The organism is Flavobacterium eburneipallidum, assembly GCF_027111355.2.
GTDB lineage: Bacteria > Bacteroidota > Bacteroidia > Flavobacteriales > Flavobacteriaceae > Flavobacterium > Flavobacterium eburneipallidum.
Map to the genome: position 1 here is coordinate 711,034 of NZ_CP114291.2, position 24,541 is coordinate 735,574.

Annotated in this window: 21 protein-coding genes and 1 tRNA gene; 5 read left to right on the forward strand and 17 right to left on the reverse strand. The window is 35.1% G+C overall.

What is annotated here, in order from left to right; all coding sequences use genetic code 11:
* Positions 1-36: 36 nt before the first annotated feature.
* The 5 genes from OZP15_RS02980 to OZP15_RS03000 all read right to left on the reverse strand — a co-directional run bounded on the left by OZP15_RS02980 (position 37) and on the right by OZP15_RS03000 (position 5,649).
* The gene (locus OZP15_RS02980; protein WP_281336960.1) at positions 37-2,130 is read right to left on the reverse strand and encodes a T9SS type A sorting domain-containing protein; all 2,094 of its coding nucleotides are present in this window, start codon (positions 2,128-2,130) and stop codon (positions 37-39) included.
* Between the two features lie 72 nt (positions 2,131-2,202).
* The gene (gene pth / locus OZP15_RS02985; RefSeq protein WP_269227017.1) at positions 2,203-2,829 is read right to left on the reverse strand and encodes an aminoacyl-tRNA hydrolase; all 627 of its coding nucleotides are present in this window, start codon (positions 2,827-2,829) and stop codon (positions 2,203-2,205) included.
* Between the two features lie 105 nt (positions 2,830-2,934).
* A complete protein-coding gene (locus OZP15_RS02990; RefSeq protein WP_281336961.1) occupies positions 2,935-3,711 on the reverse strand; it encodes a LuxR C-terminal-related transcriptional regulator in 777 nt (258 codons plus the stop codon).
* A 206-nt stretch (positions 3,712-3,917) separates the two neighbouring features.
* Positions 3,918-4,529, reverse strand: a complete 612-nt coding sequence (locus OZP15_RS02995; protein WP_269227019.1) for a 50S ribosomal protein L25/general stress protein Ctc — start codon at positions 4,527-4,529, stop codon at positions 3,918-3,920.
* Between the two features lie 178 nt (positions 4,530-4,707).
* On the reverse strand, positions 4,708-5,649 hold the full coding sequence (locus OZP15_RS03000; protein WP_269227020.1) for a ribose-phosphate pyrophosphokinase: 942 nt from the start codon (positions 5,647-5,649) through the stop codon (positions 4,708-4,710).
* A 285-nt stretch (positions 5,650-5,934) separates the two neighbouring features.
* Between OZP15_RS03000 and OZP15_RS03005 the strand changes: the two genes are divergently transcribed.
* Positions 5,935-6,014 (forward strand) — tRNA-Leu (locus tag OZP15_RS03005).
* A gap of 194 nt (positions 6,015-6,208) precedes the next feature.
* Here OZP15_RS03005 and OZP15_RS03010 read toward each other — a convergent pair.
* The gene (locus OZP15_RS03010; RefSeq protein ID WP_281336962.1) at positions 6,209-6,709 is read right to left on the reverse strand and encodes a DUF456 domain-containing protein; all 501 of its coding nucleotides are present in this window, start codon (positions 6,707-6,709) and stop codon (positions 6,209-6,211) included.
* Positions 6,710-6,787: 78 nt separating this feature from the next.
* Between OZP15_RS03010 and OZP15_RS03015 the strand changes: the two genes are divergently transcribed.
* A complete protein-coding gene (locus tag OZP15_RS03015; protein WP_269227022.1) occupies positions 6,788-7,270 on the forward strand; it encodes a hypothetical protein in 483 nt (160 codons plus the stop codon).
* Between the two features lie 188 nt (positions 7,271-7,458).
* Here OZP15_RS03015 and OZP15_RS03020 read toward each other — a convergent pair whose 3' ends face one another.
* The 6 genes from OZP15_RS03020 to OZP15_RS03045 form a co-directional block, all read right to left on the reverse strand.
* Positions 7,459-9,429, reverse strand: a complete 1,971-nt coding sequence (locus tag OZP15_RS03020) for a TonB-dependent receptor plug domain-containing protein (protein ID WP_432419393.1) — start codon at positions 9,427-9,429, stop codon at positions 7,459-7,461.
* Between the two features lie 116 nt (positions 9,430-9,545).
* The gene (locus OZP15_RS03025; RefSeq protein WP_281336964.1) at positions 9,546-9,698 is read right to left on the reverse strand and encodes a hypothetical protein; all 153 of its coding nucleotides are present in this window, start codon (positions 9,696-9,698) and stop codon (positions 9,546-9,548) included.
* Between the two features lie 287 nt (positions 9,699-9,985).
* Positions 9,986-10,975 carry an aspartate-semialdehyde dehydrogenase gene (locus OZP15_RS03030; RefSeq protein ID WP_281336965.1) on the reverse strand — a complete coding sequence of 330 codons (990 nt, stop codon included), beginning with the start codon at positions 10,973-10,975 and terminating at the stop codon, positions 9,986-9,988.
* A 169-nt stretch (positions 10,976-11,144) separates the two neighbouring features.
* Positions 11,145-11,561 carry a large conductance mechanosensitive channel protein MscL gene (gene mscL / locus OZP15_RS03035; RefSeq protein ID WP_269227024.1) on the reverse strand — a complete coding sequence of 139 codons (417 nt, stop codon included), beginning with the start codon at positions 11,559-11,561 and terminating at the stop codon, positions 11,145-11,147.
* A gap of 67 nt (positions 11,562-11,628) precedes the next feature.
* A complete protein-coding gene (locus OZP15_RS03040; RefSeq protein WP_281336966.1) occupies positions 11,629-14,076 on the reverse strand; it encodes a bifunctional UDP-N-acetylmuramoyl-tripeptide:D-alanyl-D-alanine ligase/alanine racemase in 2,448 nt (815 codons plus the stop codon).
* 3 nt (positions 14,077-14,079) lie between these two features.
* Positions 14,080-14,709, reverse strand: coding sequence for a thymidine kinase (locus OZP15_RS03045; RefSeq protein WP_281336967.1), 630 nt, complete (start codon positions 14,707-14,709; stop codon positions 14,080-14,082).
* A 101-nt stretch (positions 14,710-14,810) separates the two neighbouring features.
* On the opposite strand from OZP15_RS03045, the gene OZP15_RS03050 reads away from it, so the two are divergent.
* From OZP15_RS03050 to OZP15_RS03060, 3 genes are read left to right on the forward strand one after another with little or no spacing between them, the layout of a single operon-like run.
* Positions 14,811-15,755, forward strand: a complete 945-nt coding sequence (locus tag OZP15_RS03050; RefSeq protein WP_281336968.1) for a DUF8457 domain-containing protein — start codon at positions 14,811-14,813, stop codon at positions 15,753-15,755.
* Positions 15,756-16,457, forward strand: a complete 702-nt coding sequence (rsmI, locus tag OZP15_RS03055; protein WP_281336969.1) for a 16S rRNA (cytidine(1402)-2'-O)-methyltransferase — start codon at positions 15,756-15,758, stop codon at positions 16,455-16,457. It begins immediately after the preceding gene.
* An 11-nt stretch (positions 16,458-16,468) separates the two neighbouring features.
* Positions 16,469-16,816: a HopJ type III effector protein gene (locus OZP15_RS03060; protein ID WP_269227027.1), complete on the forward strand. Its 348-nt coding sequence runs from the start codon at positions 16,469-16,471 to the stop codon at positions 16,814-16,816.
* A gap of 79 nt (positions 16,817-16,895) precedes the next feature.
* Here the strand turns inward: OZP15_RS03060 and OZP15_RS03065 are convergent, their stop codons facing one another.
* From OZP15_RS03065 to OZP15_RS03085, 5 genes are all read right to left on the reverse strand, one after another.
* Entirely contained in the window at positions 16,896-18,188 is a 1,293-nt protein-coding gene (locus OZP15_RS03065; RefSeq protein ID WP_281336970.1) for a type II toxin-antitoxin system HipA family toxin, read from the reverse strand.
* A gap of 2 nt (positions 18,189-18,190) precedes the next feature.
* Complete coding sequence (locus OZP15_RS03070) at positions 18,191-18,526, reverse strand: helix-turn-helix domain-containing protein (protein WP_281336971.1); 336 nt, start codon at positions 18,524-18,526, stop codon at positions 18,191-18,193.
* A gap of 80 nt (positions 18,527-18,606) precedes the next feature.
* Positions 18,607-20,229, reverse strand: coding sequence for an adenine deaminase (ade, locus tag OZP15_RS03075; RefSeq protein ID WP_281336972.1), 1,623 nt, complete (start codon positions 20,227-20,229; stop codon positions 18,607-18,609).
* Between the two features lie 140 nt (positions 20,230-20,369).
* Entirely contained in the window at positions 20,370-21,599 is a 1,230-nt protein-coding gene (gene odhB, locus OZP15_RS03080) for a 2-oxoglutarate dehydrogenase complex dihydrolipoyllysine-residue succinyltransferase (protein WP_281336973.1), read from the reverse strand.
* A gap of 61 nt (positions 21,600-21,660) precedes the next feature.
* On the reverse strand, positions 21,661-24,453 hold the full coding sequence (locus OZP15_RS03085) for a 2-oxoglutarate dehydrogenase E1 component (protein WP_281336974.1): 2,793 nt from the start codon (positions 24,451-24,453) through the stop codon (positions 21,661-21,663).
* Positions 24,454-24,541 lie beyond the last annotated feature (88 nt).

Below are 24,541 nucleotides of genomic sequence, written 5' to 3' on the forward strand. Positions count from 1 at the left end.
ATAAATCAATCCTCTTTAAAACATTATTTTTTCTAATTATTCTTTGATGAATTTTAAGGTTCGTTTTTGTCCATTTTTCACAATAGTAATAAAATAGACTCCCTTACTCAAACTCGAAGTATTGATAACTAAATCGGCTTCTTTGGTAACTTCTTTTTGACTCACTTTTTGACCCAACGCGTTGTTGATGTTAAAACTATTTGGCAGACCAAAATCATTTGGGATAAGGATATTCAACAAGTCTTTGGTCGGATTTGGAAATAAGTAAATATCGCTAGAAGTTTCGAATTCGTTTGTTCCAAGTGAACCAATGGTAAAAGTATATTTAGCAATAGATTTAAAATTAGTTCCAGAGGTCAAAAGAGTGCCATCTGTAGCTTTGATATCAAAATATCCACTACCACTACTGCCACAACAGATGCCATCTCCTTGAGAATCGTTTATGGTAAAAGTATAGCATTTATTATTAGGCAATGTCCAATTTTCAGTTATTAAATCAGGTAATGGTAGAGCATCTTTATCAGTGTAAGAACCACCACTATATAAAACTGCACCAGAACCGTCTTTGAGATTCCATGTGGTTTCACTTCCCCATAAGTCTTGTTGCAATCTAAATACATAATTGGTGTAAGAATAATTTGTTGCAGATGTTGGAATAACAAAACTTCCAGATATTGAATTGTTTGATGCTCTTTGATCGGTAACTCCATTTGCGGTGACAATAGCGGCATTGAAAGTTCCGTTTGCTGTTGCATTAATGGTAATGCTAAATACAGCTGATTGATTTGGAGCTAGGTTTCCATTCCAATTATATACCGTGTTTCCTCCACCATTGATATTATAATTAATCGTTGCAGCTGTTAAATTACTCGTTCCTCTATTATAAATAATTACTTTTTTTAAAGCTTGGTTGGTCGAAGCACCACAAACGGGAACGTCGCAACTCGACTCGAGTTTTAGTTCTGCATCATTGGCAAACAAGGCTATTGGACTATTTTTGGTAGATGTTTTCAGGGTACTTCTTCGTGCTGCACTATTGATAATAGTGGTCATTCTATCTTTTTGATTTTGCGTAAAAATGTTCATACAAGCATCGTTTGTATAATCCATATAGTTTTCAGGCATATCATTTCCAGCTACTAACGGACAAGTATCAAAAGTGCCACAAGTGAAATGTTCCCATCCTACTTGAGGAGTATCAGCACAATAATCAGTAGCGCTACAATCGGGTGTGTTAGCATCTTGATCGCCATCACCATCGCCCCAAATATGTCTTAATCCCAACCAATGTCCTACTTCATGAGTCATTGTTCTTCCTCTATCATAAGGAGATTGCAATAGAAAGCTATTGTTTGTATCATAAGCTCTACTTCCAAACACACTGTAGTTAGAAACCACTCCATCTGTATTAGCACTTCCGCCTGAATTATCAAGTCCTTGTAGTCCAGAAGCATCTGGAAATTGAGCATAGCCTAATAGTTGACTGTCAGCAAATTGCACGCTCCACATGTTCATATATTGTGTTGGATCCCAAATAGTAATTGGCTTTACGGTAGAATTAATTTCTGTTTCTCCCCAAGCGTCTTGGCACAAACTCACACGGTCAATTCCGTTGGTCGGGTTTCCGTTTGGATCTACTTGTGCCAATGCAAACTGAATTTGAGTATCAGTTCCCACAGCATTGTTGTTAAAACCAGGAGTTCCTGCTAATCTTCTAAAATCTTCGTTCAATACAGTAATTTGCGAAAGTACTTGTGCATCCGAAATATTAGGTGCAACTCCAATGGCTTGTCCGTTATAAATCACGTGAACTACTACAGGAATAGTAATAATCCCACCCGATTGGGAACTGGTTCTCAATGCTTTTTGTTTGTTGACCAATGGGGACAGCCAAGCCTCAAACTGTGTTTCTGTTAGCCTTTTTGGATTTTTTGCTTGAAGCGATTTTTCATATTCGGTTGTAGCGCAACGAATAATTCCATTGTTTGGATTTGTCTTTCCGCTACTTACAGGAACACCAAATAGTGTTTTTGAGTTTGATTTTTTTTCTTGAGCGTAACTATTATTTAGTATGAAAAAGAACAGAATTGCAATAATTTTATAAATAGAATTTGGGGAAATTTTTTTCATAGGTTAAGGAATGTTTTGTCAAATTTACGTATTTTACTAAATCACAGATGTAAATAAACAAAAATGTTGTTTTTATTTTCCGTTAAAGCTGGTCATTGTATTTTCTAAACCAGCAGTTCCAAAAGATTTTATGATTTCCGAAGCTAGTTCTAATCGTTCTGGAAGAGCGTTTTTTTCAGCATCATCCCAGTCACCTAGTACATAATCTACTTGTTTCCCTTTTTTGAATTCGTCGCTAATACCAAAACGGAAACGAGTGTATTGCTGCGTATTCAAAACCAAGTTGATGTTTTTGAGTCCGTTATGTCCGCCGTCGCTACCTTTAGGTCTGATACGAATGGTTCCGAAAGAAAGATTCAAATCATCAGTAATAACCATAATGTTTTCGAGGGGAATATTCTCCTTGTCCATCCAATATTGCACAGCTTTACCACTCAAGTTCATGTAGGTATTGGGTTTCAATAGGAAGAAAGTGCGTCCTTTGAATTTGTATTCGGCTAGCGAGCCTAGTTTTACGGTTTGAAAATCAAGCCCTTCTTTTCTTGCTAAAAAATCTACTACTTTAAATCCAATATTGTGTCTTGTGTTTACATATTCGGCACCGATATTGCCGAGTCCAACGATTAAAAATTTCTTCATAACATCTAAATTGTCGTCTGTTTTTGTTTTTGAAAACAGATTGTTCAACCATTTTATCATGGTGCAAAAGTAAGGTTAATTTTTGATTGTACTTAGGTCAATCTGGCTTTCGAATTTAGTTAGAATAAAATCAATATAGAGTTTGACTTTTAGTTGTATAAATAGTTATATCCAGCCTTCGTTTATAACTTTAGTCACTAAATCAATAGGGGATTTGCAGTCTGCTTTAGTAAGGAGTTTTTTTCGATGAGTGTTAACGGTATGCAGGCTTATGTTTAATTCGTCTGCTATGGCTTTGCTGCTTTTACCTTCTACTATAAGTTTTAAAACTTCTCTTTCTCTTTTGGTAAAGATATCATAAGTCTTCGTGAATACAGTCGAGTCTTTTATATTGTGATAAGAAGGTTCTCCATTCATCCCTATTATAGAAAAGCATGGGATGCCTTCTTTTTTTATGTGTGAAATGTCTGTTTGTAATCCTAAAGATTTATAAAAATTAGTTTCGTTATAATCAATAGGTATGATTTGCTGTAGTATCCTTATATAGGTGTCATTCTTGGTTTTTATCCTAAAGTCGTATTGGGCTTTATAGTTTTTAATTTTTTCGAAGGGGATACTTTTAAAAAACGCAATACTTTTATTTTCATAATGAAGCAAGTAATCCTTATCCTCTGGATGCACATTTTCTAAAAGAAACCTTGTAGTCATTTCTTGTGGTTCGTATCCTAAAACTTCTTTTACACTATCGCTGATAAAATCAAATTCGCCTTGAAAAATATTAAAAATAAAGTAATAAAACGGACCTACTTGAAGAAGATTAAGCAATTGTTTGTGAAACTCGAGTTGTTGCTCAAGATCTAGCGTGTATTCGGAATCACTTTTGGCAACCGTTCCCCATATTTTTTTGGCTGCTAGATAAAAGTTAGAATTTGATTTTTCCATGATTATATAGATAGTCTTGTTTAAAATAGATTTAACTCAAATCTTGTTTTTTCCTTATTTTTCAAATATAATGAATAATCCTAACTAAATGTAAGATATTTTGGTATTTACTGTTGAAGCATTTTAGGGGAATTATAAAGCTACATAAAACAAAAAAAGCACCAGTTGTAGAACTGATGCTTTCTTGAATATAATTTGAAAAAGTATTATTTTTTCTTTCCTTTTGCAGGACCTGCTTTTGCTGCTTTTGCTGCTTCTTGAGCTGCTTTCATAGCCGCACGAGAAATCTTCACTTGACAAACTACAGTGTTGTCTGGGTGCAATAATTTGTAATTATCAACCACTAATTTAGTAACATATAATTTGTTACCCATTTGAAGCTCTGAAATGTTAGCTTCAACATAATCAGGAAGATTTTTTGGTAAAGCTTTTACTTTTAATCTACGAGTGTTCAAACGTAAATCACCACCTAAAAGTACTCCAGGAGATACTCCAGTGATTTTTACAGGAACTTCCATAGTGATTTCTTTGTCATCAAATAATTGAAAGAAGTCAATGTGTAAAACTTTGTCAGACACTGGGTGAACCTGAATGTCTTGCAAAACTGCATTGAATGATTTTCCTTCCAACTCAATCACAACTGTGTGTGCGTTTGGAGTGTAAACCAAGTTTTTGAATGCTTTTTCTTCTGCAGAAAAATGCACTGGTTGATCTCCTCCGTATAACACGCAAGGAACCGCTCCAGCATTACGTAAGGCTTTAGTAGCAACTTTGCCCACGCTTTCTCTTTCTGATCCTTTAATTGTAATCGATTTCATTGTAAAAATTTTATATAGTTATTAATTAAACTCTTGTTATTAAGTGATTAGCGTCTAGTGATTAGTAATTAGCTAATCATTTAGGATAATCTACTTCTTCTTTTTGATTACTCTTTTGGTAAAGTTTAGTGTTCTATTTTGACCATTCACTAATTACTAAAAGCTAATCACTTGTATTTTACATCAAAAATGTTCCGCTGATGGAATTGTTGTTCTGAACCATTTGCATTACTTCTGCAAAAAGTGGCGCACAACTTACTACTCTTATTTTGTTTGATTCTTTCTTCAACGGAATAGAATCAGTCACAATCAATTCAAGTAATTTTGAATTTTCTATTTTCTCGTAGGCAGCTCCAGATAAAATGGCATGAGTACAAATAGCTCTTACGCTCAATGCTCCTTTTTCTATCATTAAATCTGCGGCTTTCGCCAATGTGCCTCCAGTATCAATCATATCGTCAACCAAAATTACATTTCTTCCTTTTACTTCACCAATCAACTCCATGGTGTCGATAATATTGGCTTCTTTTCGTTGTTTGTAACAAATTACCACATCCGACTCCAAGAATTTAGAATACGCATAAGCTCTTTTAGAACCTCCCATATCTGGTGATGCGATAGTCAGGTTCTCTAAACCTAAACTTTCTATATAAGGTAAAAAGATAGTCGATGCAAAAAGATGATCTACTGGCTTTTCGAAAAATCCTTGAATTTGATCGGCGTGCAAATCCATCGTCATGATTCTAGTTGCTCCTGCTGTTTCTAACAATTTAGCCACTAATTTAGCTCCAATTGGAACTCTAGCTTTGTCTTTCCTGTCTTGTCTTGCCCAACCAAAATAAGGGATAACTGCCGTGATGTGTCTAGCTGAAGCTCTTTTGGCAGCATCAATCATCAGTAATAATTCCATCAAATTATCAGCATTAGGAAAAGTAGAGCAAACAATAAAAACACGCAATCCTCTAATAGATTCTTCATAAGAAGGCTGGAATTCTCCATCACTATAATAAGAGGTTGTAATATTTCCTAATGGAACTCCATACTCCTTTGCAATCTTTTCTGCGAGATATACACTTTTTGAACACGCAAAAATTTTAGCTTCTGGCTCTAAGTGGGACATTTAATTTGTTGTTTTTATTCCGCTGCGCTCCATACAATTTGGCTAGAAATTTTATTTTAGCCAAACGACGTATTTGCCTCGGGTGTAGTTAGTTGCTGTTTTTCGTTTTACCGAGGTGCAAATTTAGGAATAAAATCGAACTCTGAAAGGAAAAATTTCAGTATTTTTATTAGAATGTTTAATATTATTTTTTACATTTGCACCGTGTTAAAGAAAAAGACGTTTAGCTACCACTAAATATCTCTTTATTGCGTGAGATAACTGTTGTTATTTCTGTCTGCTGAAGCCCGGATGGCGGAATTGGTAGACGCGCTGGTCTCAAACACCTGTGGGAAACCGTGCCGGTTCGACTCCGGCTCCGGGTACTTAAAAAGTCTGTAATTACTTGTTTTTCAAGTATTACAGGCTTTTTTATTTTGAAGCTGTCCAACCATTGCCCAACCATTTCAAAAATTTACATTTTTTTGGGATTTATTTTTTACTTATTCAGGTTGTCACATATTAAATTCAAAAATCTTTTATAAAAACAACAAACCCGATACGGTTTTTTACATACTTATTAAAACAAGTTGGATTTGTTTTCCCAAACAATATGGAGAAATAGCCCCAAATAAATAATGCAAACTACAAATTTCATAAAACTTCCTGCCAGAAATCCGATAAAGGAACCTGTTGCCGCTTTCAAAGCACGTTGATGATTTTTGGAATCGTAAAGTAGTTCTCCAATAAAAGCACCCAAAAAAGGGCTAATAATAAATCCAAAAGGGATAGGAGCAAAAATCCCCACAATCAAACCAATATTGGTTCCCCAAATGCCATAAGAACTTCCTCCAAATCGCTTGGTTCCCTTTGCAGGAATGAGATAATCCAAGATAGTAACTACGAGCATAATCACGAAAGTAATTCCTAAAATCCAATAATTATTAGGAACTGAATGGGTAAAATAAAGAAATAGCAATCCCAACCAACTAATACTTGGGCCTGGCAAAACTGGCAAAAAACTCCCAAAAACACCTACAATCATACACAGAAACCCAATAGTTAGCAATAGTAAATCCATAAAGTTATTTTTAGTATTTTTGAAAATTAAAGCAGTACTTTTAAATAAATTTTAAAAAGTGTTGTTTTGTTGACCAATATGAGAAAAATAATTCAAATACTACTCTTATTTCCACTGATTTTTAGCTCCTGCCAGTACTTTGAAAAACAAGTACCGTCAGAAAAGGAATTGTTGCAAAAAGAACTCAAGGCGATTAACTGGAAAGAAGTTGATGAGTTTCCTTCTATTGCCGATTGCGAAAAAATAGAAAATAAAATTTTGCGTCAACAATGTTTTTTTGAGTACATGACTCAATTGATTCAACAAAAATTAAGCATTGATACCCTCTCTGTTCTTTATCCAGAACTGGATACGATTGAAGTGAAAGTGACTATATTTCCTAATGCGTCTATGCAATTCGAACCACAATTTCCGAAAGATTCCGTTGCTTATGATACCGTAAAAATCGACAGTATTCTAAAAGCCCGCTTGGTCGATTTTCCAAAAGTAAATCCCGCCATCAAGCGTGGAATTCCTGTAAAAACTCAATTTATTTTGCCTGTTATTTTAAAGGTTGAGTAGGTTTAAAAATTATTTTATCCAAATTACGAAATATTATTTTATCATTTTTAATTGAAATCAAACCTATAAAAAAAACACATAGACACAGAATAAAAGAAGTAGGAAATTCTGAATTATTAGATTTACCTTCTTTTATTCTATGTTTATGTGGCAAAATGAAACCTATTGGAATTCAATCCTAAAGATTTCTAAATATCAAAATTCAATCCCAAAACAATATTTCTTCCCATATTCGGGATACCATCCGTTTTTAGGCGTGAAAGATGCGAAGTATAATTTTTATCTAGTATATTATTGGCATTCAAATTAATATCAAAAGCTGTTTTTCCTAATTTTATGGTTCCGCCTAAACCAAGATTTAGCAACGTATAACTATTCGTTTTAGTTTCAAAACCGCTTACATTGTTTTGATTAAAAGTACTAGAAACATTCAAAGAAGCATATCCTGCTTCTAGCCAGTTTTTAATTTTAAATTCGGTCTTAATGGTATTATTCCAATTGTTGGCAGGAATCAAAGGCAAATAATCTCCGTTGTCTTTTTTACCAGTAACAGTTTCAAAGCTAGTTTCATAATGCAACCAATCTAACGGATGCGGGTGAAAATGAAGTCCAATTTCGCCACCAAATAATTTGGCGTTGTCTTGAATATAATCAAAAACTTCATTGTCATCTAATATTGCTCCAGTTGGCGAAGTGTAAATATAATTATTGATGTGATTGTAAAATCCGTTAACAAAAAACTCAAAATGTCCGCTTTTGTACTCTAAATTCAGATCGGTTTGTAGGTTTTGCTCTGTTTTCAAATTAGGATTTCCTACTTCATAACGATTGGTGCCTTCGTGAACACCATTTGAAGTTAATTCTGCTAAATTAGGTGCTCTAAATCCAGAAGCAACATTCAAACGCAACGTTAAATCCTGCGCTAAATTAGTTTTGTATCCTAAAGAAGCATTAAAACTGTCAAACGATTTATCAAGTGCTTCGAATGAACCTTCTTCACCGGAAATTCCTCGAGCATCGCTGTTGATTTTTCTATTGTCAAAACGCAATCCTGCTTGTATGGCATTCGATCCCCATTCGTAAATTCCAGTTCCAAAAACACCAAAATCATTGGTTACAGCATCTGGAATAAGGAATTCTTCACCTGAATTGGTATTCGTTTGGTTCATTCCCTGAATTCCGACAATGGTTTCAAACTTTCCGAATTTTGGTAAATGGTATTTTGCATTATAGTTGAAAGTGTTTAATTTCATGTGCAAAACGGCAACTTCGCTGTCTTCAAATTCACTTCTGTCATTGGAAATATAACCCAAATCAACATCTAGTTTTGATTTTTCGAAGAAAATAGTATTATTCAAACTCAACAAATGATTGAAAATCCCTTGTTTTGGGTAGGCTGTATTTTTGTTAGTCGTTTGTTCTGCGATTCCTTCTTCGGGAATTCCCAAATCTAAATCATTAAAATTGTAGCGCAATACACTCGAAAATTTCGAATTACTGTAACCAATTCCAGTTTTGAAATCGGTTTCCTGATAACGAGTATTAGTCACTCGATCGCCGTCAGCCATTTTGTAATCAGAATGCGTATTATACGTTCCACGAACGAGAAATTTCCAGTTTTCGGTAGAGGTTTTTAAACCCAAAGAAGAATTACTTCCCAAAGTATTAGAGAATAATTTCTGATTGAAATTGGCCTTAAAAGTACCTGCTTCGGCAAATTTTTCAGGATTAAAATACAAAACACCACCCAAAGCATCCGAGCCATAAAGCAAAGAAGCTGGCCCTTTGATTACTTCGACACTTTCGACTCCAGCATCATTTAAACCCAAACCGTGTTCGTCGCCAAACTGTTGGTTTTCGATTCGAACACCTTGTGAATACACCAAAACTCGATTGCCACTCAATCCTCGAATGACTGGTTTTCCGATAGATGTTCCTGTCGAAACTTGCGAAACTCCGGGTATCGTTGCTAATCCTTCGATAAGTGTTGCAGTTCCTTTTTGTTGTAATTCTTTGATGGTAGAATGTTCTACTTTCATCACATTTTGTGATTGTAATTTTTTGAAAGCCGTAGAAACAATTACTTCGTCTAATGTAAAGGGTTTGTCTTTATGAAGGGTATCTTGTTTTTTTTCTTGAACTTCTTGTGCCTGAAGCATTGCCGAAAACCCTATAAATAGGGCTATTATAATTTTTTTCATTTTTGAAATGATTTTATATTGTTAAATAGAAAAGTTGCACGAAAAACATAGCGTCTTCGTGTCTTTGCGGTAAATTAAACAATAAAAACAGGGGGAGCACGAAGCGCAAAAAGGCTTCCTTTAAAGAATTGGGTGATTTCTCTAGATTCGAAAAAAGTGTATCCAGCAGGAATTTGGGTGTTTTGAAATTCAAAAGAGGAAATATCCAAAGAAACAAAATTGCTCATTTTGAAATCACAAACAAAGCAATTTTCAAAATTGTGATGTTGATGTGTTATTTGGAATTTAGAGGTAGATTTATGAACACATTTTCTATCAGCAAGTTCGTCTTCGAAATGCTCAAAACTGTGCACAGATTGGAACAGCATCACGAACAATACCGCAAATGCTAAGAAAGAATTTAGTATGACAAATCTCTTTTTCATTTTGTGCAAAGGTAGGGATAGAAAATAAAAAACCGACTAACTTTAAATTTATTTTAAAATTAGTCGGTTTTTAAGAAGTATAAAAGGTTTTAAACCAATTTATTAGCTACTAAATATTCGGCAATTTGAATGGTGTTTGTTGCAGCACCTTTTCTTAAATTATCTGCTACAATCCACATATTCAAAGTGTTCTCCTGGCTTTCGTCACGACGAATACGTCCTACGAACACATCATTTTTACCTTCAGCATATTTTGGCATTGGATAAGTAAAAGTATCTAAATTATCCTGAACCGTTACACCATCTGTTTGGCTCAAAAGAGTTCTTACTTCGTTTACATCAAAATCATTACTGAATTCAACATTCACCGCTTCACTGTGTCCACCAACAACGGGTACACGAACTGCAGTAGCCGTTACTTTGATGCTGTCATCGCTTAATATTTTTTTGGTTTCTTTAACCAATTTCATCTCTTCTTTAGTGTAGCCATTTGGTTCGAAAACGTCACATTGTGGAATACAGTTGCGGTTGATTTCGTATTTGTAAACCATATCGCCTTTAATTCCTTTTACTTCGTTTTCGAATTGTTCTACCGCTTTTACACCAGTTCCAGTGATGGATTGGTAAGTAGAAACAATCACACGTTTCACATTGTATTTTTTGTGCAATGGAGCCAAAGCCAAAACCATTTGAATAGTCGAACAGTTTGGATTTGCAATGATTTTATCTTCTTTTGTCAATTGATTCGCATTGATTTCAGGCACCACTAATTTTTTAGTTGGATCCATTCTCCAAGCTGATGAGTTATCGATAACTGTTGTTCCTGCTGCAGCAAATTTTGGTGCCCAATCCAATGAAGTTTGACCTCCAGCTGAAAAAAGAGCGATGTCTGCTTTCATATCAACTGCAGTTTGTAAACCTACTACGGTGTGTTTTTGTCCTTTGAATTCAATTACTTTACCTACTGATTTCTCTGAAGCTACAAGGATTAGTTCTGTGTATGGAAAGTTTCTTTCTTCTAATACTTTCAACATGATTTCGCCAACCATTCCAGTGGCACCTACAACTGCAATTTTCATACTATATATTTTAATTTTTTTATTTCTAAATTTTATGGTGCAAAAGTAAGCAATAAGTTATTTAAAACAAGACTGTTCACAAAAAGTAACAAAATGTTATAATTATAACAAAAAAAAGAACCACGCCTTTAGAGCGTGGTTTAGTTAGAATATATAATGTAGCGGAAATTTATTTTTTTAGTAAATCTCTAATTTGAGTCAACAATTCTTCTTGAGTTGGTCCAGCTGGTGCAGCAGGAGCGGCTTCTTCTTTCTTTTTAGCTTTTTCAGCAGCTCTTAAAACAACAAAAATGAAAAATGAAATAATCACAAAGTTGATTATAGCTTGTACTAAATTACCATAAGTAATTACCGCAGCACCAGCCGTTTTTGCAGCAGCTAAATTATTATAACTGTTTCCATCAAGAGTGATAAATTTTTGAGTAAAATCTATTCCTCCAGTTATCAAACCAACAATAGGCATAATAACATCATCAACGGCAGAACCCACAATTTTACCAAAGGCACCACCAATAACAACCGCAGTCGCTAAACTTAAAACGTCACCTCTCATCAAAGAAGCTTTAAAATCTGCAAAAAAACCCATAATCTATTTTTTTTTGTTAATAAAAAATTTTATAACGAAGTTAATAAAAAAAGATTTACAAAAATATTTATTCCCTGTAAAAAACTCTCTTTACTCTTTGAGAAATACTGGTCAGGATTTCATAAGGAATTGTTTGTAATTGATTGGCTATGTATGTTACAGTTGGGCTTTCGCCAAAAATAATTACGGAATCTCCTTCCTTGCAATTGATTTCGGTAATATCAACCATTAACATATCCATACAAATACTACCAATGATGGTTGCTTTCTGATTATTAATAGTAACGAATCCAGTACCATTGCCCCAATGTCTAGAAATTCCGTCGGCATAACCTATGGGAATTGTGGCAATTTTTGTCGCTTTGCTAGCCATAAAACGCCTGCCGTAACCTACGCTTTCACCTGAATCAATGAATTTGATTTGTGAAATAACCGATTTTAATGTACCTACGTTTTCTAAATATTTCTGCTCTTCATTATCGTTGGAAACTCCATACAATCCAATGCCTAGGCGAACCATATCGTATTGCGCTTTTGGGAAATTGCTAATTCCGGAAGTGTTTAATATATGTCGAATGGGTTGTATTTGTAATTCATTCATCAATTTAGATGATAGTTTTTCGAATAAATCGATTTGAGAATTGGCAAAATCAATGTGTTTCAAATCATCGCTTGTCGCCATATGCGATAAAATACTTTTTACGCTTACTGATTTATTACTTTTTAAAGTCGCAATTAACTCATCGATATTCTCCTCTTCAAAACCCAAACGGTGCATTCCCGTATCAATTTTGATATGAATAGGGAAGTGTTCTAAATTTCGCTGTTCGGCAATTTTAAGAAAAGCTTTTAAACCTTTCAAACTATAAATTTCAGGCTCTAATTGATGCTGAATAATTGCCGAAAAACTAGTCGTTTCTGGATTCAAAACCATAATTGGCAATTTGATTCCAGCACTTTTTAACGAAATTCCTTCATCGGCGAAAGCCACACCCAGATAATCTACTTTGTGATGTTCGAGTAATTTGGCAATTTCGAATCCGCCGCTGCCATAACCAAAAGCTTTGACCATCACCATCATTTTGGTAGTCGATTTTAGTTTGGATTTAAAGAAATTCAGGTTGTGACTAATGGCGTTCAGGTTGATTTCCAAAACGGTTTCATGTGTTTTCTCTTCTAATAAAGAAACTATGTTTTCAAACTGAAAATGTCTTGCTCCTTTGATTAAAATCGTTTCATTGCTAAAAGTTAATCGATCAAAATTAGCAACAAAATCTTCCGTATTTTCGAATGTAACACAGTTCGGAAATTTATTTTCGAATGCTGAAATAGTTGTACCAATGGCAATAACTCGAGTGATTTTATTCGAAATAATCAGATTAGAAACTTTTGAATACAATTCTTCGTTGGTCAATCCACTTTCGACAATATCCGATAAAATTATTGTTTTCTTATGATGTTGTTTTTGGTTTTCCAGAAAATCCAAAGCGATTTTTAAAGATTGAAAATCAGAACTATAACTGTCATCAATAATCGTTATATTGTTAATTCCGTTTTTTACTTCAAGACGCATTTCTACCGGAAACAGCATTTCTATTCGGTTTTGAATAGTCTCCAAATCGTATTTGAAATACAATAAAATCATCAGACACGAAATAGAATTTTCTACCGAAGCATCGTCCTGAAAAGGAATTCGGATTTCAAATTCTTGATTTCCTTGTTGAATATGTAAAACCGTTTTGTCTAAAACTGATTTTTTAGAAAGGAAAATATCGGCAGTTTTATCGGTAACACTCCAGGAGAAAGTTTTCGATTTTCCTTCTTTTAAATGTTTGTCAACAATTTCCTTTTTTTGATAAATTACTATTTCAGAATGTTTGAAAAGCTGTAATTTTTCTTTGATTTTTTCTTCCGTATTCGAAAAACCTTCATCGTGTGCCGAACCGATATTGGTCAGAATTCCGATAGTTGGTTGGATGATGGTTTCTAGTTTTTCCATCTCGTTCACTTTGGAAATTCCAGCTTCAAAAATTCCGAGATTATGCTTTTCGTTGATAGCAATTACCGATAAAGGCACACCAACCTGCGAGTTGTAACTTTTTGGATTTCGAACAATATTATAATCTGGACTTAACAAAAAGTTTAGCCATTCTTTGACTATCGTTTTGCCGTTACTTCCCGTCAATCCAATAATAGGAAAATCAAACTGACTGCGGTGATGAGAGGCAAATTGCTGTAAAGCTTCCAAAGTATTTTCCACAACAAGAAAATTAGCTTTGGTTTTTAATTCTTCAGGAATATGGGTAACGACAAAGTTGCGAACACCTTTTTCAATCAATGCCGAGATATAATTGTGTCCGTCATTATTGTGCCCTACCAAAGCGAAAAACAAAGTATGAATTCCGTTTTGCAAAGAACGGCTGTCGATGGAAATGGTGTCGATTGTAGTTTCAGGATTGCTCCCAAACCATTTGGCATTTAGTATTGAGACGCTATTTTTTAGATTAAAATTCAAAATCTAGGATTGATTTTTATTAGTTTTATCAGAAGATAATTTATTTTTTTCTTCACTTTTCTGCATTGCATAAAAATAAGCAGCACGGCTCAAGGGCTCGTATTCTTCGGTTTCGCCAAGCATAACGAGTTTGTCGTTGTTGTTTTTTCGATGACTGTAATTCGCTAGATTTCCAGTTTTTGTACAAACGGCGTGAACTTTAGTCACATATTCGGCAGTCGCCATCAAGGCTGGCATTGGCCCAAAAGGATTGCCTTTGAAATCCATATCCAATCCAGCAACAATGACACGAATTCCTTGATTTGCTAAATCATTGCAAATTTTCACGATTTCATCATCAAAAAACTGGGCTTCGTCAATGCCAACTACATCACAACCTTGAGCCAAAATTGCAATATTGGCTGCAGCAGGAACGGGTGTAGAGCGAATTTCGTTAGAATCATGCGAAACTACCATTTCATCGTGATAACGGGTATCAATTTCAGGCTTGAATATTTCTACTTTTTGTTTGGCAAATTGCGCACGTTTTAGTCTGCGAATGAGTTCCTCGGTTTTGCCCGAAAACATGGATCCACAAATTACTTCGATCCAACCAAATTGTTCTTTATGATTTACTGTATTTTCGAGAAACATTTTGTACTTTTCTGCCTTTAAAAAGGATTAGTTTTTATTACTTTGTAACGAAACAAATTTATTAAAAAAGACACACCCTACTCACTATAATTTCAAAAGTTATGAAGAAAAAATTGGAAGCCGACTTGATAAGCATCGCTCACCGAGTATTGCAAATGAAAAACAAATCTGATATTGAACAGTTGTATGTTGAAACCCAGAAATTGTATGAGAAACTGTCTGTTTTACGTTTTGTGGAAGAACATTTTGGAGATGTAAAACCAACAATTGGTCAAGCCGAAATTATAGAAAAACTGGAAGAAACTACAGTAACAACTCCTGTAGCTAACTTGCAATCAGAAACAATTCAGGAAGAAATTATTCCTGAAATTATTGAGGAGAAAATTGTTATTGAAGAAGAGATTGAAAATGAAATCGTAGGCAATGAAGTTGAAATTGAGCACATCACTATTGAAGAAGTTTCAGAAGAAATAGCAATGGAGGAAGTTTCAGAAGAAATTCTTGAGGAAGCAATTGCTGTTGAAGCAGAAACAATGCAAGAACCAATACAAGATAATTTTATTCCTTCTTTTGAATTAGACGAAGAAGAAACTCCAAAAAAAACAGCCTCTGTTCAGATTTCTTTTGAAGATTTATTAGGTGTAAATTATGGCGAACCTCATTTTGTAAAAGTAGATCACAACAAAGCCAATCCATTGGATTTTGAATTACCAAAAGCAACGAACCTTCAAGAAGAAAGAGCCGAACTTTTGGCCGAAATACAAGTAAGTCCTAAAGATATTGAACCAAAAACAGCCGCTATTATTGACATACAAGCCAAAGCAATTAACATCGGTTTGAATGATAGAATTGCTTTTGTAAAACACCTTTTCGGAAATAGTAATGAAGATTATGCACGTGTTTTGAACCAATTAATCACTTTCGATAGTTTTGAAGAAGCTCAAAATTTTATTGAAGATATGGTCAAACCAGACTACAACAATTGGGAAGGAAAAGAAGATTACTCCGAGCGTTTTATCCAAATCATCGAGAAAAAATTCGCTTAAATGGGTAAACTATACATTGTTCCAACGCCAATTGGCAACCTCGAAGACATGACTTTTAGGGCGATTCGAATTCTGAAAGAAGTCGATTTGATTTTGGCGGAAGATACCCGCACCAGCGGAAAATTATTGAAACATTTCGAGATTGGCACGCACATGCACAGCCATCACATGCACAATGAGCACAAAACGGTAGAAAATTTAATCTCTCGTTTGAAAGTCGGAGAAACCATCGCCTTGATTTCGGATGCGGGAACACCAGCAATTTCCGACCCTGGTTTTTTGCTGACTCGTGCCTGTGTTGAAAATAAAATTGATGTGGAATGTTTGCCAGGCGCAACAGCTTTTGTACCTGCTTTGGTCAATAGCGGTTTGCCAAACGACAGATTCATTTTCGAAGGATTTTTGCCTGAAAAAAAAGGGAGACAAACCCGCTATTTGGCTCTTGCCGAAGAAACTCGCACGATGATTTTGTATGTTTCACCCCATAAATTAGTCAAAACTTTAGCTGAATTTATTACATACTTTGGCGAAGACCGACAAATTTGTGTCTCCAGAGAATTATCAAAACTACACGAAGAAAATGTCCGTGGAACAGCTCGTGAAGTGTTAACCCATTTTGAAAACAAACCTCCAAAGGGTGAAATTGTTGTAGTCGTTGCAGGAAAAGTGTCAACTAAAGAAAATAAAAAACAAACAGAATAATACATTACATAATGAGCATTACATCCTTTTTAGAAAAATTAAAACAAACTCAAAATAAGATTACATTTCCAGAAACCATTGCAGTAATTGAAGAAAATTACGATTTTACTCCAACGACTTTCAGCAATGGAACACAGCATAATGAAGCGGGACAAAATTCAGGTTCTTGCAAATTATTTGCTTTTGCAAAATTGCAAAACTTATCCCAAACCGAAACATTAGCTTGTTTTGGAGCTTATTATTTTGAAGAAGTATTAGGGGATCCAGAAGGAACCAACCATCAAAATATCCGTAATTTTATAAAATTAGGATGGGACGGAATTCAATTTGAAGGCGAAGCTTTGGCTTTGAAAGTCTAAATAACAAAATAAAAATAATAAAAAATGTAGCTTTTGTGATTCAATAAGTGTTTAAAAAGCCTTTTTAGAATCACAAAAGCTACAATTTGTAACTCAAAATTTGTTTCTCAATCTGATGGATTTGAACGGTGTCAATTCCTGATTTTTCTGCATATACACTCCAATTAGAAAGTACTTTGTTGCACAATTCAATAATTGCTTTGGGTTTTTTGATGTTTACATTTTTGGCAACAGCCAATAAATCCTCCAAAGTGATGTTTTCTCGTTTTCCATTCACACTCATTTGATGCGCTTTCAGCCAAAAATTATCTGGATTATAAGCGTACGTAATGTCATAAGCTGGAGAAAGTTGCCATTTCCCGTCAGGAAACATCAAAAACGAAATGTTTTTAGTATGATCATCTTGGTTGCGGGACATTACATTAAAAACCATTCTGCGATACAATTCTTCCATATCAGAATAAGGCAATCTCATTTGGCGCATTATTTGAAAAGCTTGTTCATAAGAATAAATTCGAGGTTGATTGTAATCAAAATGGGCTAATCCACACAAAGTTTGCATGTGAATTTTTTGATTATTTTGTCTGTCGAACCGTTTGGTCAAAAAATGGGAACGACTATTTTCGGTCATTAATTTACTTTCAGAAATGGTAATTCCGCAATCCACAGCCATCAAATAATAAGCATATTCAATATTGCCATAGCCTTTTGGATCGCCCAATTGCTGGTTAGTCACGCCGTCAAATTTTATCAACCAATAATCAAAACCCTCCAAGCCATCTACTTGACTCGAACGCACTTCGCCAGTAGTTTCGTTGTAAGCAATAATCGCTTTTGCCCTTGCGCCACCAGCGGAACTTCCTACTTGCAAAATGTCTGAAAATCCTTTTTCGTTATCCATATTAGTATGAAAATCTTGTCGGTTTTCCAGTACTTCTTTGGCAAACTTTACCAATTCTTGAATTTGAATAGGGTTCGAATTTTCGACAGAAATGTTGTTAGTGGGTTCAAATTCTAAAGCACCCATTCCTCGTTTTCCAATATAACAAAGGCGATCAACTGGATTAAAATCACTGCTATTTTTACCTTGTTGCGTCAACCAAGCATCTATAATTTGATTTCCAAACTTATCCGGCAAACTATCCGAAAGCAAGCCCGGTAAGCCTTTGAAAGTATCAGGATTCAACATCGGAAAAGAAAAAATTCTATTGCCTTTTTGAGCTTCTGCAATAGGCATCATTAATGGCGCAATATCCAAACCAAGCTTCAAAAAAGATTTGTCGAATTCAAAAACACCAAGGTTTCTTTGTTCGTTCCAAAGGATAACGCCCACTTTTTTATTCCAAATTTTTACATCTGCTATCGCAACCATAATTAAAGGGTTTTGTTTCTTGGGGAAGACGCTTTTTTACGCAATTTTTGTTGCTGTTCCATCACTAGCATTGGGCTAATTTCGGGTTCAACATTCAAATAACCTAGCAAATCCAATTGTTCTAAAGCACGAAGTAATTGAATTAAAGTCAATAAATTAATAGCTTTTCCAGTTTCCATACGACTGATGGTTACTCGATTTACACCTGATTGTAAAGAAAGTTCTTCTTGAGAAATGTTTTTATTCAAACGCATTTGTTTGATGCTTTTGCAAAGCACCTCGACAATGGCGTTATCAGTCATTCCGTACCAGTTTTTATTGTAACTAAATTGCATCATTAAATGTTTTTAAGGTATTTATTGAATCAAATATGTTACAAATTTACAATTTTTATTGAAATTAATATATGCAAATCAATTTATTTTACCTCCAGATCCACAAACGAAAAACTATTGCCACTGAATAATCCTTTATCGGATAATTTTAAATCAGGAATTACCAGTAAAGCCATAAACGAAAGCGTCATAAAAGGTGCTTTCAAATTGCTTCCTAATTCTTTTGCCATAGCATCAACTTCTTGATACAATTTCCCTGTTTCCCAGCCATTTTTGGCGCTCATAATTCCAGCAACAGGCAAAGCCAACATTTTATTTTCAGCACCATTTACTGCACAAACGCCACCTGTATTTTTAATAATCAGATTAACAGCATTGCAAATTTCCTCGTCAGAAGTTCCTACTACAACAATATTGTGACAATCGTGTGCGACTGAACTCGCAATTGCCCCTTTTTTTAAACCAAAATTCTTGATGAAAGCAATTGCAGGTTTGGTGTCTTGATAGCGATTCACAACTGCCATTTTCAGAATGTCATTTTCCGTATCCGAAATTAGTTGCCCATCAACGATTAAGGGTTTATGATGAATTTCATTGGTAATCAATTGTCCTTCCAAGGCTTCGATTACTCTGATTTTTGAACCTGAACCTGAAACAGCAAAATCACTGATTTCTTTAGGACTAATATTGAAATTATTAGGTGTTTCAAAGAAAATATGTTTCACAAAAGAGTTTCCATTTTCGGCAACTAATTCGCCGTTGATATAGGTTTGTTTTACTTTAAAATTAATTAAATCTTCGACTACGATAAAATCGGCAGGGTCGTTTTCTTTTAATAAACCCACATTGATTTTGTAATGATTCACAGGATTTACACAAGCCACTTGCAAGACTTTAAAAACGTCTATTCCTTTAGCAACGGCACGGGCACAAAGTGAATTGATATGACTTACAATCAAATCGTCTGGATGTTTGTCGTCTGAACAAAACATCATATTTGCATAATTTTCAGGGAGTAAATCGATGAGCGCTTCGAAGTTTTTGGCAGCACTTCCTTCTCGGATAATGACTTTCATTCCGAGGGATAATTTTTCTTCGGCTTCTTCAAAAGTGAAGCATTCGTGGTCGGTAGAAATGCCTGCCGAAATGTATTTTTGAACCGCTTCACCTCTCAATCCTGGTGCATGACCATCGACGGGTTTATTGAAATGTTTCGCCCATTGAATTTTTTTCAAAACTTCTTCATCATCGAATAAAACGCCGGGATAATTCATCATTTCTGCCAGATAATAAATATCAGGTGAAGCCAATAATTCCTTGATTCCTTCTGAATCGATAACAGCTCCAGCACTTTCGAAAGTGGTAGCAGGAACACAGGATGGTGCTCCAAAATGAAATTTAAATGGTACTTTTTTGCCATTTTCAATCATGTAATAAACGCCTGAAGCACCCAGTACATTGGCAATTTCATGTGGGTCGGAAATCGTGGCAACAGTTCCGTGAAGCACAGCAATTTTAGCAAATTCAGAAGGAACTAGCATCGAGCTCTCTATATGAATGTGGGAATCAATAAAACCAGGCATAATGTAATCTTGCACATTGTGGTTTTTCTCGATTATCGAACTAATTTTTCCGTTTTCGACAGTGATTTCTCCTGCATAAATGCGACTGTTTTGAATGTCGACAATTTGTCCTTGAATTTGCATTTGGATTGATTTAAAAGTAGTTATTCAAAAATACGACCTTTTGTTTTTTGAAAATGTCTTTTGAAAGTGTTTTTCAAAAAAAAATCCCAAACTCCATTGTAAAGGAATTTGGGATTTTTTATATTGAAAAAAGTTTAAAACTATAGCTCCAATGCTTTTTTAGCATTTCCACCCATCAATAATTCTAGTGGGTTTTCTAAAGCCTCTTTTACAGCAACCAAGAAACCAACAGACTCACGACCGTCGATGATTCTGTGGTCATAAGAAAGCGCTACATACATCATTGGATGAATTTCCACTTTACCGTTTACAGCAATCGGACGCTCGATAATGTTGTGCATTCCAAGGATTCCAGATTGAGGAGGGTTGATAATTGGTGTAGATAACATAGAACCGAAAACACCACCATTTGTAATAGTAAATGTTCCGCCTGTCATATCATCAACAGTAATTTGTCCGTCGCGTGCTCTTAAAGCCAATCTTTTAATTTCAGCTTCAACTCCACGGAAAGTCAAGTTTTCAGCGTTACGAACTACAGGGACCATCAAACCTTTTGGACCAGAAACTGCAATAGAAATATCGGCAAAATCAAAAGCAATTTTGTGATCTCCATCCATCATTGAGTTTACATCAGGATACAATTCTAAAGCTCTTGTAACCGCTTTTGTAAAGAATGACATATATCCTAAACCAAGTCCACCGTGTTTAGCTTTAAACGCATCTTTATACTCATTACGAATCAAGTTGATTGGCGTCATGTTCACTTCATTGAAAGTAGTCAACATCGCTGTTTCGTTTTTAGCAGCAACTAATCTTTCCGCTACTTTACGACGTAACATTGATAATTTGGTACGCTCAACACCACGGCTTCCTCCTGTTGGAGTTCCCATAGAAGGTACTGCATTTACAGCATCATCTTTAGTGATTCTTCCACCTTTACCAGATCCTGACACAGTTGCTGGAGCGATATTTTTTTCGTCTAATATTTTTTTAGCTGCCGGAGACGGAGTTCCTGCTGCGTAAGATGCTGCCGGAGCTGGAGCGGCTGCTACTGGAGCTGGCGCTACTGGTGCAGGTGCTGCTTTTGGTGCTTCAGCTACTGCCGGTGCAGGAGCCGAACCCGATGGTTTAGCTGCAGCGGTATCAATATGACATACAACTGCTCCTACTGCTACTGCATCACCTTCTTCTGCTTTTAGGGTAATGATACCGCTTGCTTCTGCAGGCAATTCTAATGTTGCCTTGTCTGAATCAACTTCAGCAATAGCTTGATCTTTTTCAACATAATCGCCATCTTTTACTAACCAAGTTGCGATTTCAACTTCTTTAATTGATTCCCCTGGTGATGGGACTTTCATTTCTAAAATCATAATTTTTAATTTAAAGGTTCAGCTTTAAAAATTTAAACCTGAATATTGTGTGAATAGTTTTTTATCTGAATAAATTTTTGTCGAATACCATTTTAATAGCATCTGCATGACGACGTTTTGCTCTTGTATAACTTCCTGCAGCTGGTGCTGAATACGCTTTTAATGAAGCTAATCTCCATTTTACTAGATCAAAGTTCATCAACATATAGCTGTAAGCTCCCATGTTTTTAGGTTCTTCCTGTGCCCAAACATAATCATCTGCGTTTGGATATTTAGCGATGATAGCTTTCAATTGCTCCACTGGTAAGGGGAATAACTGTTCTACTCTTACAACTGCAACATCTTTTCTTCCGTTAATTTCTCTTTCCGCAACAATATCGTAATAGAATTTACCAGTAACAAAAACCAATGTTTTAACGTCTTTCTTATTAACTGTTTCATCATCGATAGTTTCCTGGAAGCTTCCTTTTGCTAATTCTTCGACAGTAGAAACGCATCTTGGATCACGCAATAAACTTTTTGGAGAGAATACTACCAACGGTTTACGGAAAGTCGTTTTCATTTGTCTTCTCAACAAGTGGAAGAAGTTGGCTGGTGTTGTACAGTCAGCCACATACATATTGTGTCTTGCACAAAGTTGTAAGTAACGCTCCATTCTTGCAGAAGAGTGTTCAGCTCCTTGTCCTTCATATCCGTGTGGTAATAATAAAACAATACCGTTTTGGTTGTTCCATTTGTCTTCACCACAAGAGATATACTGGTCAATCATAATTTGCGCTCCATTACTGAAATCTCCAAATTGTGCTTCCCAAATTGTTAATGCATTTGGATTCGCTAAAGCATAACCGTAATCAAAACCAAGAACTCCGTATTCAGATAAAAGAGAATTGAAAACATTGAATTTTCCTTTTTTGTTTTCGATATCGTTCAACAAAACTACTTCTTCTTCCGAATCTTCTACTTTCACAACAGCGTGACGGTGAGAGAATGTTCCTCTTTCTACGTCCTGACCTGAAATTCGAATATCATATCCTTCGGTCAAAAGTGAACCGTAAGCTAATGCTTCGGCAGTTCCCCAATCGATGGTGTTGTTATCGTATCCCGCTTTTCTATCCGTAACAATTTTGCTTATCTTATTGATAAATTTCTTGTCTGATGGTAAAGTCGAAATTGTTTTTATTATTGAATCTAATCCTTTTTTAGCAAAAGAAGTATTTACTTTTTCCAACATTACATCATTCGAAACCTGTTTGAAGCCTTTCCATTCATTTTGCATAAATGGAGTAATGATAGTCAACGCTTTTTTACGAGAAGCTTCCAAGTTATGATCTAAATCATCTTTGTATTCTTTCTCTAAAGTTTTTACCAAATTGCCATCGATAACGCCTTCAGATAATAATTTTTCAGCATAAATATCTCTTGGATTTTGATGCTTTGCAATTATTTTATATAAAACAGGTTGTGTAAAACGAGGCTCATCACCTTCGTTGTGTCCGTATTTTCTATATCCTAATAAATCTATAAATACGTCACGTCCAAACTGCATTCTGAAATCCAATGCAAATTGCATAGCGTGTACCACAGATTCAGCATCATCCGCATTTACGTGTAATACGGGTGATAAAGTTACTTTAGCAACATCTGTACAATAAGTTGACGAACGAGCGTCCAAATAATTGGTTGTGAAACCAACTTGGTTGTTGATTACAATGTGAATGGTACCACCTGTTTTGTATCCATCCAATTGTGCCATTTGAATAATCTCATAAAGCAAACCTTGTCCTGCAATCGCAGCATCACCGTGAACAGCGATTGGCAATACTTTAGAAAAATCGTCTGGGAAATATTTATCTTGTTTGGCTCTTGTAATACCTTCGATTACTGCACCTACTGTTTCAAGGTGAGAAGGGTTTGGAGCTAAATTGATGTTTATTTTTTTACCTGTACTTGTAATTTTGTCAGCTGTAAGACCTAAATGGTATTTTACGTCACCATCAAAATATTCTTGATCGTAATCTTTTCCGTCAAATTCAGAGAAAATATCTTGAGTTGATTTGCCAAAAATATTTGCCAAAACGTTCAAACGACCACGGTGAGCCATTCCCATAACGAATTGTTCTACTCCTTTTTCAGCAGCTCTTTCAATCAAAGCATCCAAAGCTGGAATTACAGATTCACCACCTTCAAGAGAGAAACGTTTTTGACCTACATATTTTGTATGCAAGAAGTTCTCGAAAGAAACCGCTTGGTTCAATTTGTTTAAAATTGCCTTTTTCTCATCGGCTGTAAAAGTTGGGCGATTTTCATTCACATTCAATCGATCTTGAATCCAATCTACGATTTCAGGACGACGAATGTACATGTATTCGATACCAATATGCTGACAGTAAACAGCTGTCAAGTGATTTAAAATTTGAGACAAAGTAGAGGATTGTAAACCCAACACTTTAGCAGCGTCAAAAGTTGTATTCAAATCAGCTGACGAAAGACCAAAATTTTCTATATCTAAAGTTGGAGAAAAAGTTCTACGCTCTCTAACTGGATTGGTTTTAGTAAATAAGTGTCCGCGTGAACGGTATCCGTCAATTAGTTTTAAAACTTTAAATTCTTTTTGAAGTTTTTCAGAAACTTGTGCGTTGTCAGTGTTACTAGCTGCATAATTAGCTATTTGCTGTACTGGCGCAGCAACTTCTGCCACTTGATATTCTTCGTTGTAAGTAGTCATTCCAAAGTCGAAACCTTGAAAAAAACTTCTCCAGCTAGGCTCAACGCTATCTGGATTCTCTAAATATTGATCGTATAATTGTGCAAAAAATTCGGTATGTGCCGCATTTAAGAATGAAAACCTATCCATAATTGTGTATAATCTAAATAATTGTTAGAAATAGTTTGGCAAAAGTACAATAATACAATAAGTTTATAAATCTTTTTTAAATACATTT

What these genes read in the sequence shown, in the direction of transcription:
- ade (WP_281336972.1), bottom strand. Translation starts at nt 20,229, where the DNA reads ATGCAAATTCAAGGACAAATTGTCGACATTCAAAACAGTCGCATTTAT.
- OZP15_RS03020 (WP_432419393.1), bottom strand. Translation starts at nt 9,429, where the DNA reads ATGCTTCAGGCACAAGAAGTTCAAGAAAAAAAACAAGATACCCTTCAT.
- OZP15_RS03060 (WP_269227027.1), top strand. Translation starts at nt 16,469, where the DNA reads ATGAGCATTACATCCTTTTTAGAAAAATTAAAACAAACTCAAAATAAG.
- OZP15_RS03065 (WP_281336970.1), bottom strand. Translation starts at nt 18,188, where the DNA reads ATGGTTGCGATAGCAGATGTAAAAATTTGGAATAAAAAAGTGGGCGTT.
- OZP15_RS03015 (WP_269227022.1), top strand. Translation starts at nt 6,788, where the DNA reads ATGAGAAAAATAATTCAAATACTACTCTTATTTCCACTGATTTTTAGC.
- OZP15_RS02995 (WP_269227019.1), bottom strand. Translation starts at nt 4,529, where the DNA reads ATGAAATCGATTACAATTAAAGGATCAGAAAGAGAAAGCGTGGGCAAA.
- OZP15_RS03050 (WP_281336968.1), top strand. Translation starts at nt 14,811, where the DNA reads ATGAAGAAAAAATTGGAAGCCGACTTGATAAGCATCGCTCACCGAGTA.
- OZP15_RS03025 (WP_281336964.1), bottom strand. Translation starts at nt 9,698, where the DNA reads ATGAGCAATTTTGTTTCTTTGGATATTTCCTCTTTTGAATTTCAAAAC.
- OZP15_RS02990 (WP_281336961.1), bottom strand. Translation starts at nt 3,711, where the DNA reads ATGGAAAAATCAAATTCTAACTTTTATCTAGCAGCCAAAAAAATATGG.
- OZP15_RS03010 (WP_281336962.1), bottom strand. Translation starts at nt 6,709, where the DNA reads ATGGATTTACTATTGCTAACTATTGGGTTTCTGTGTATGATTGTAGGT.
- OZP15_RS03000 (WP_269227020.1), bottom strand. Translation starts at nt 5,649, where the DNA reads ATGTCCCACTTAGAGCCAGAAGCTAAAATTTTTGCGTGTTCAAAAAGT.
- OZP15_RS02980 (WP_281336960.1), bottom strand. Translation starts at nt 2,130, where the DNA reads ATGAAAAAAATTTCCCCAAATTCTATTTATAAAATTATTGCAATTCTG.
- rsmI (WP_281336969.1), top strand. Translation starts at nt 15,756, where the DNA reads ATGGGTAAACTATACATTGTTCCAACGCCAATTGGCAACCTCGAAGAC.
- OZP15_RS03030 (WP_281336965.1), bottom strand. Translation starts at nt 10,975, where the DNA reads ATGAAAATTGCAGTTGTAGGTGCCACTGGAATGGTTGGCGAAATCATG.
- OZP15_RS03070 (WP_281336971.1), bottom strand. Translation starts at nt 18,526, where the DNA reads ATGATGCAATTTAGTTACAATAAAAACTGGTACGGAATGACTGATAAC.
- OZP15_RS03085 (WP_281336974.1), bottom strand. Translation starts at nt 24,453, where the DNA reads ATGGATAGGTTTTCATTCTTAAATGCGGCACATACCGAATTTTTTGCA.
- pth (WP_269227017.1), bottom strand. Translation starts at nt 2,829, where the DNA reads ATGATAAAATGGTTGAACAATCTGTTTTCAAAAACAAAAACAGACGAC.
- mscL (WP_269227024.1), bottom strand. Translation starts at nt 11,561, where the DNA reads ATGGGTTTTTTTGCAGATTTTAAAGCTTCTTTGATGAGAGGTGACGTT.
- OZP15_RS03045 (WP_281336967.1), bottom strand. Translation starts at nt 14,709, where the DNA reads ATGTTTCTCGAAAATACAGTAAATCATAAAGAACAATTTGGTTGGATC.
- odhB (WP_281336973.1), bottom strand. Translation starts at nt 21,599, where the DNA reads ATGATTTTAGAAATGAAAGTCCCATCACCAGGGGAATCAATTAAAGAA.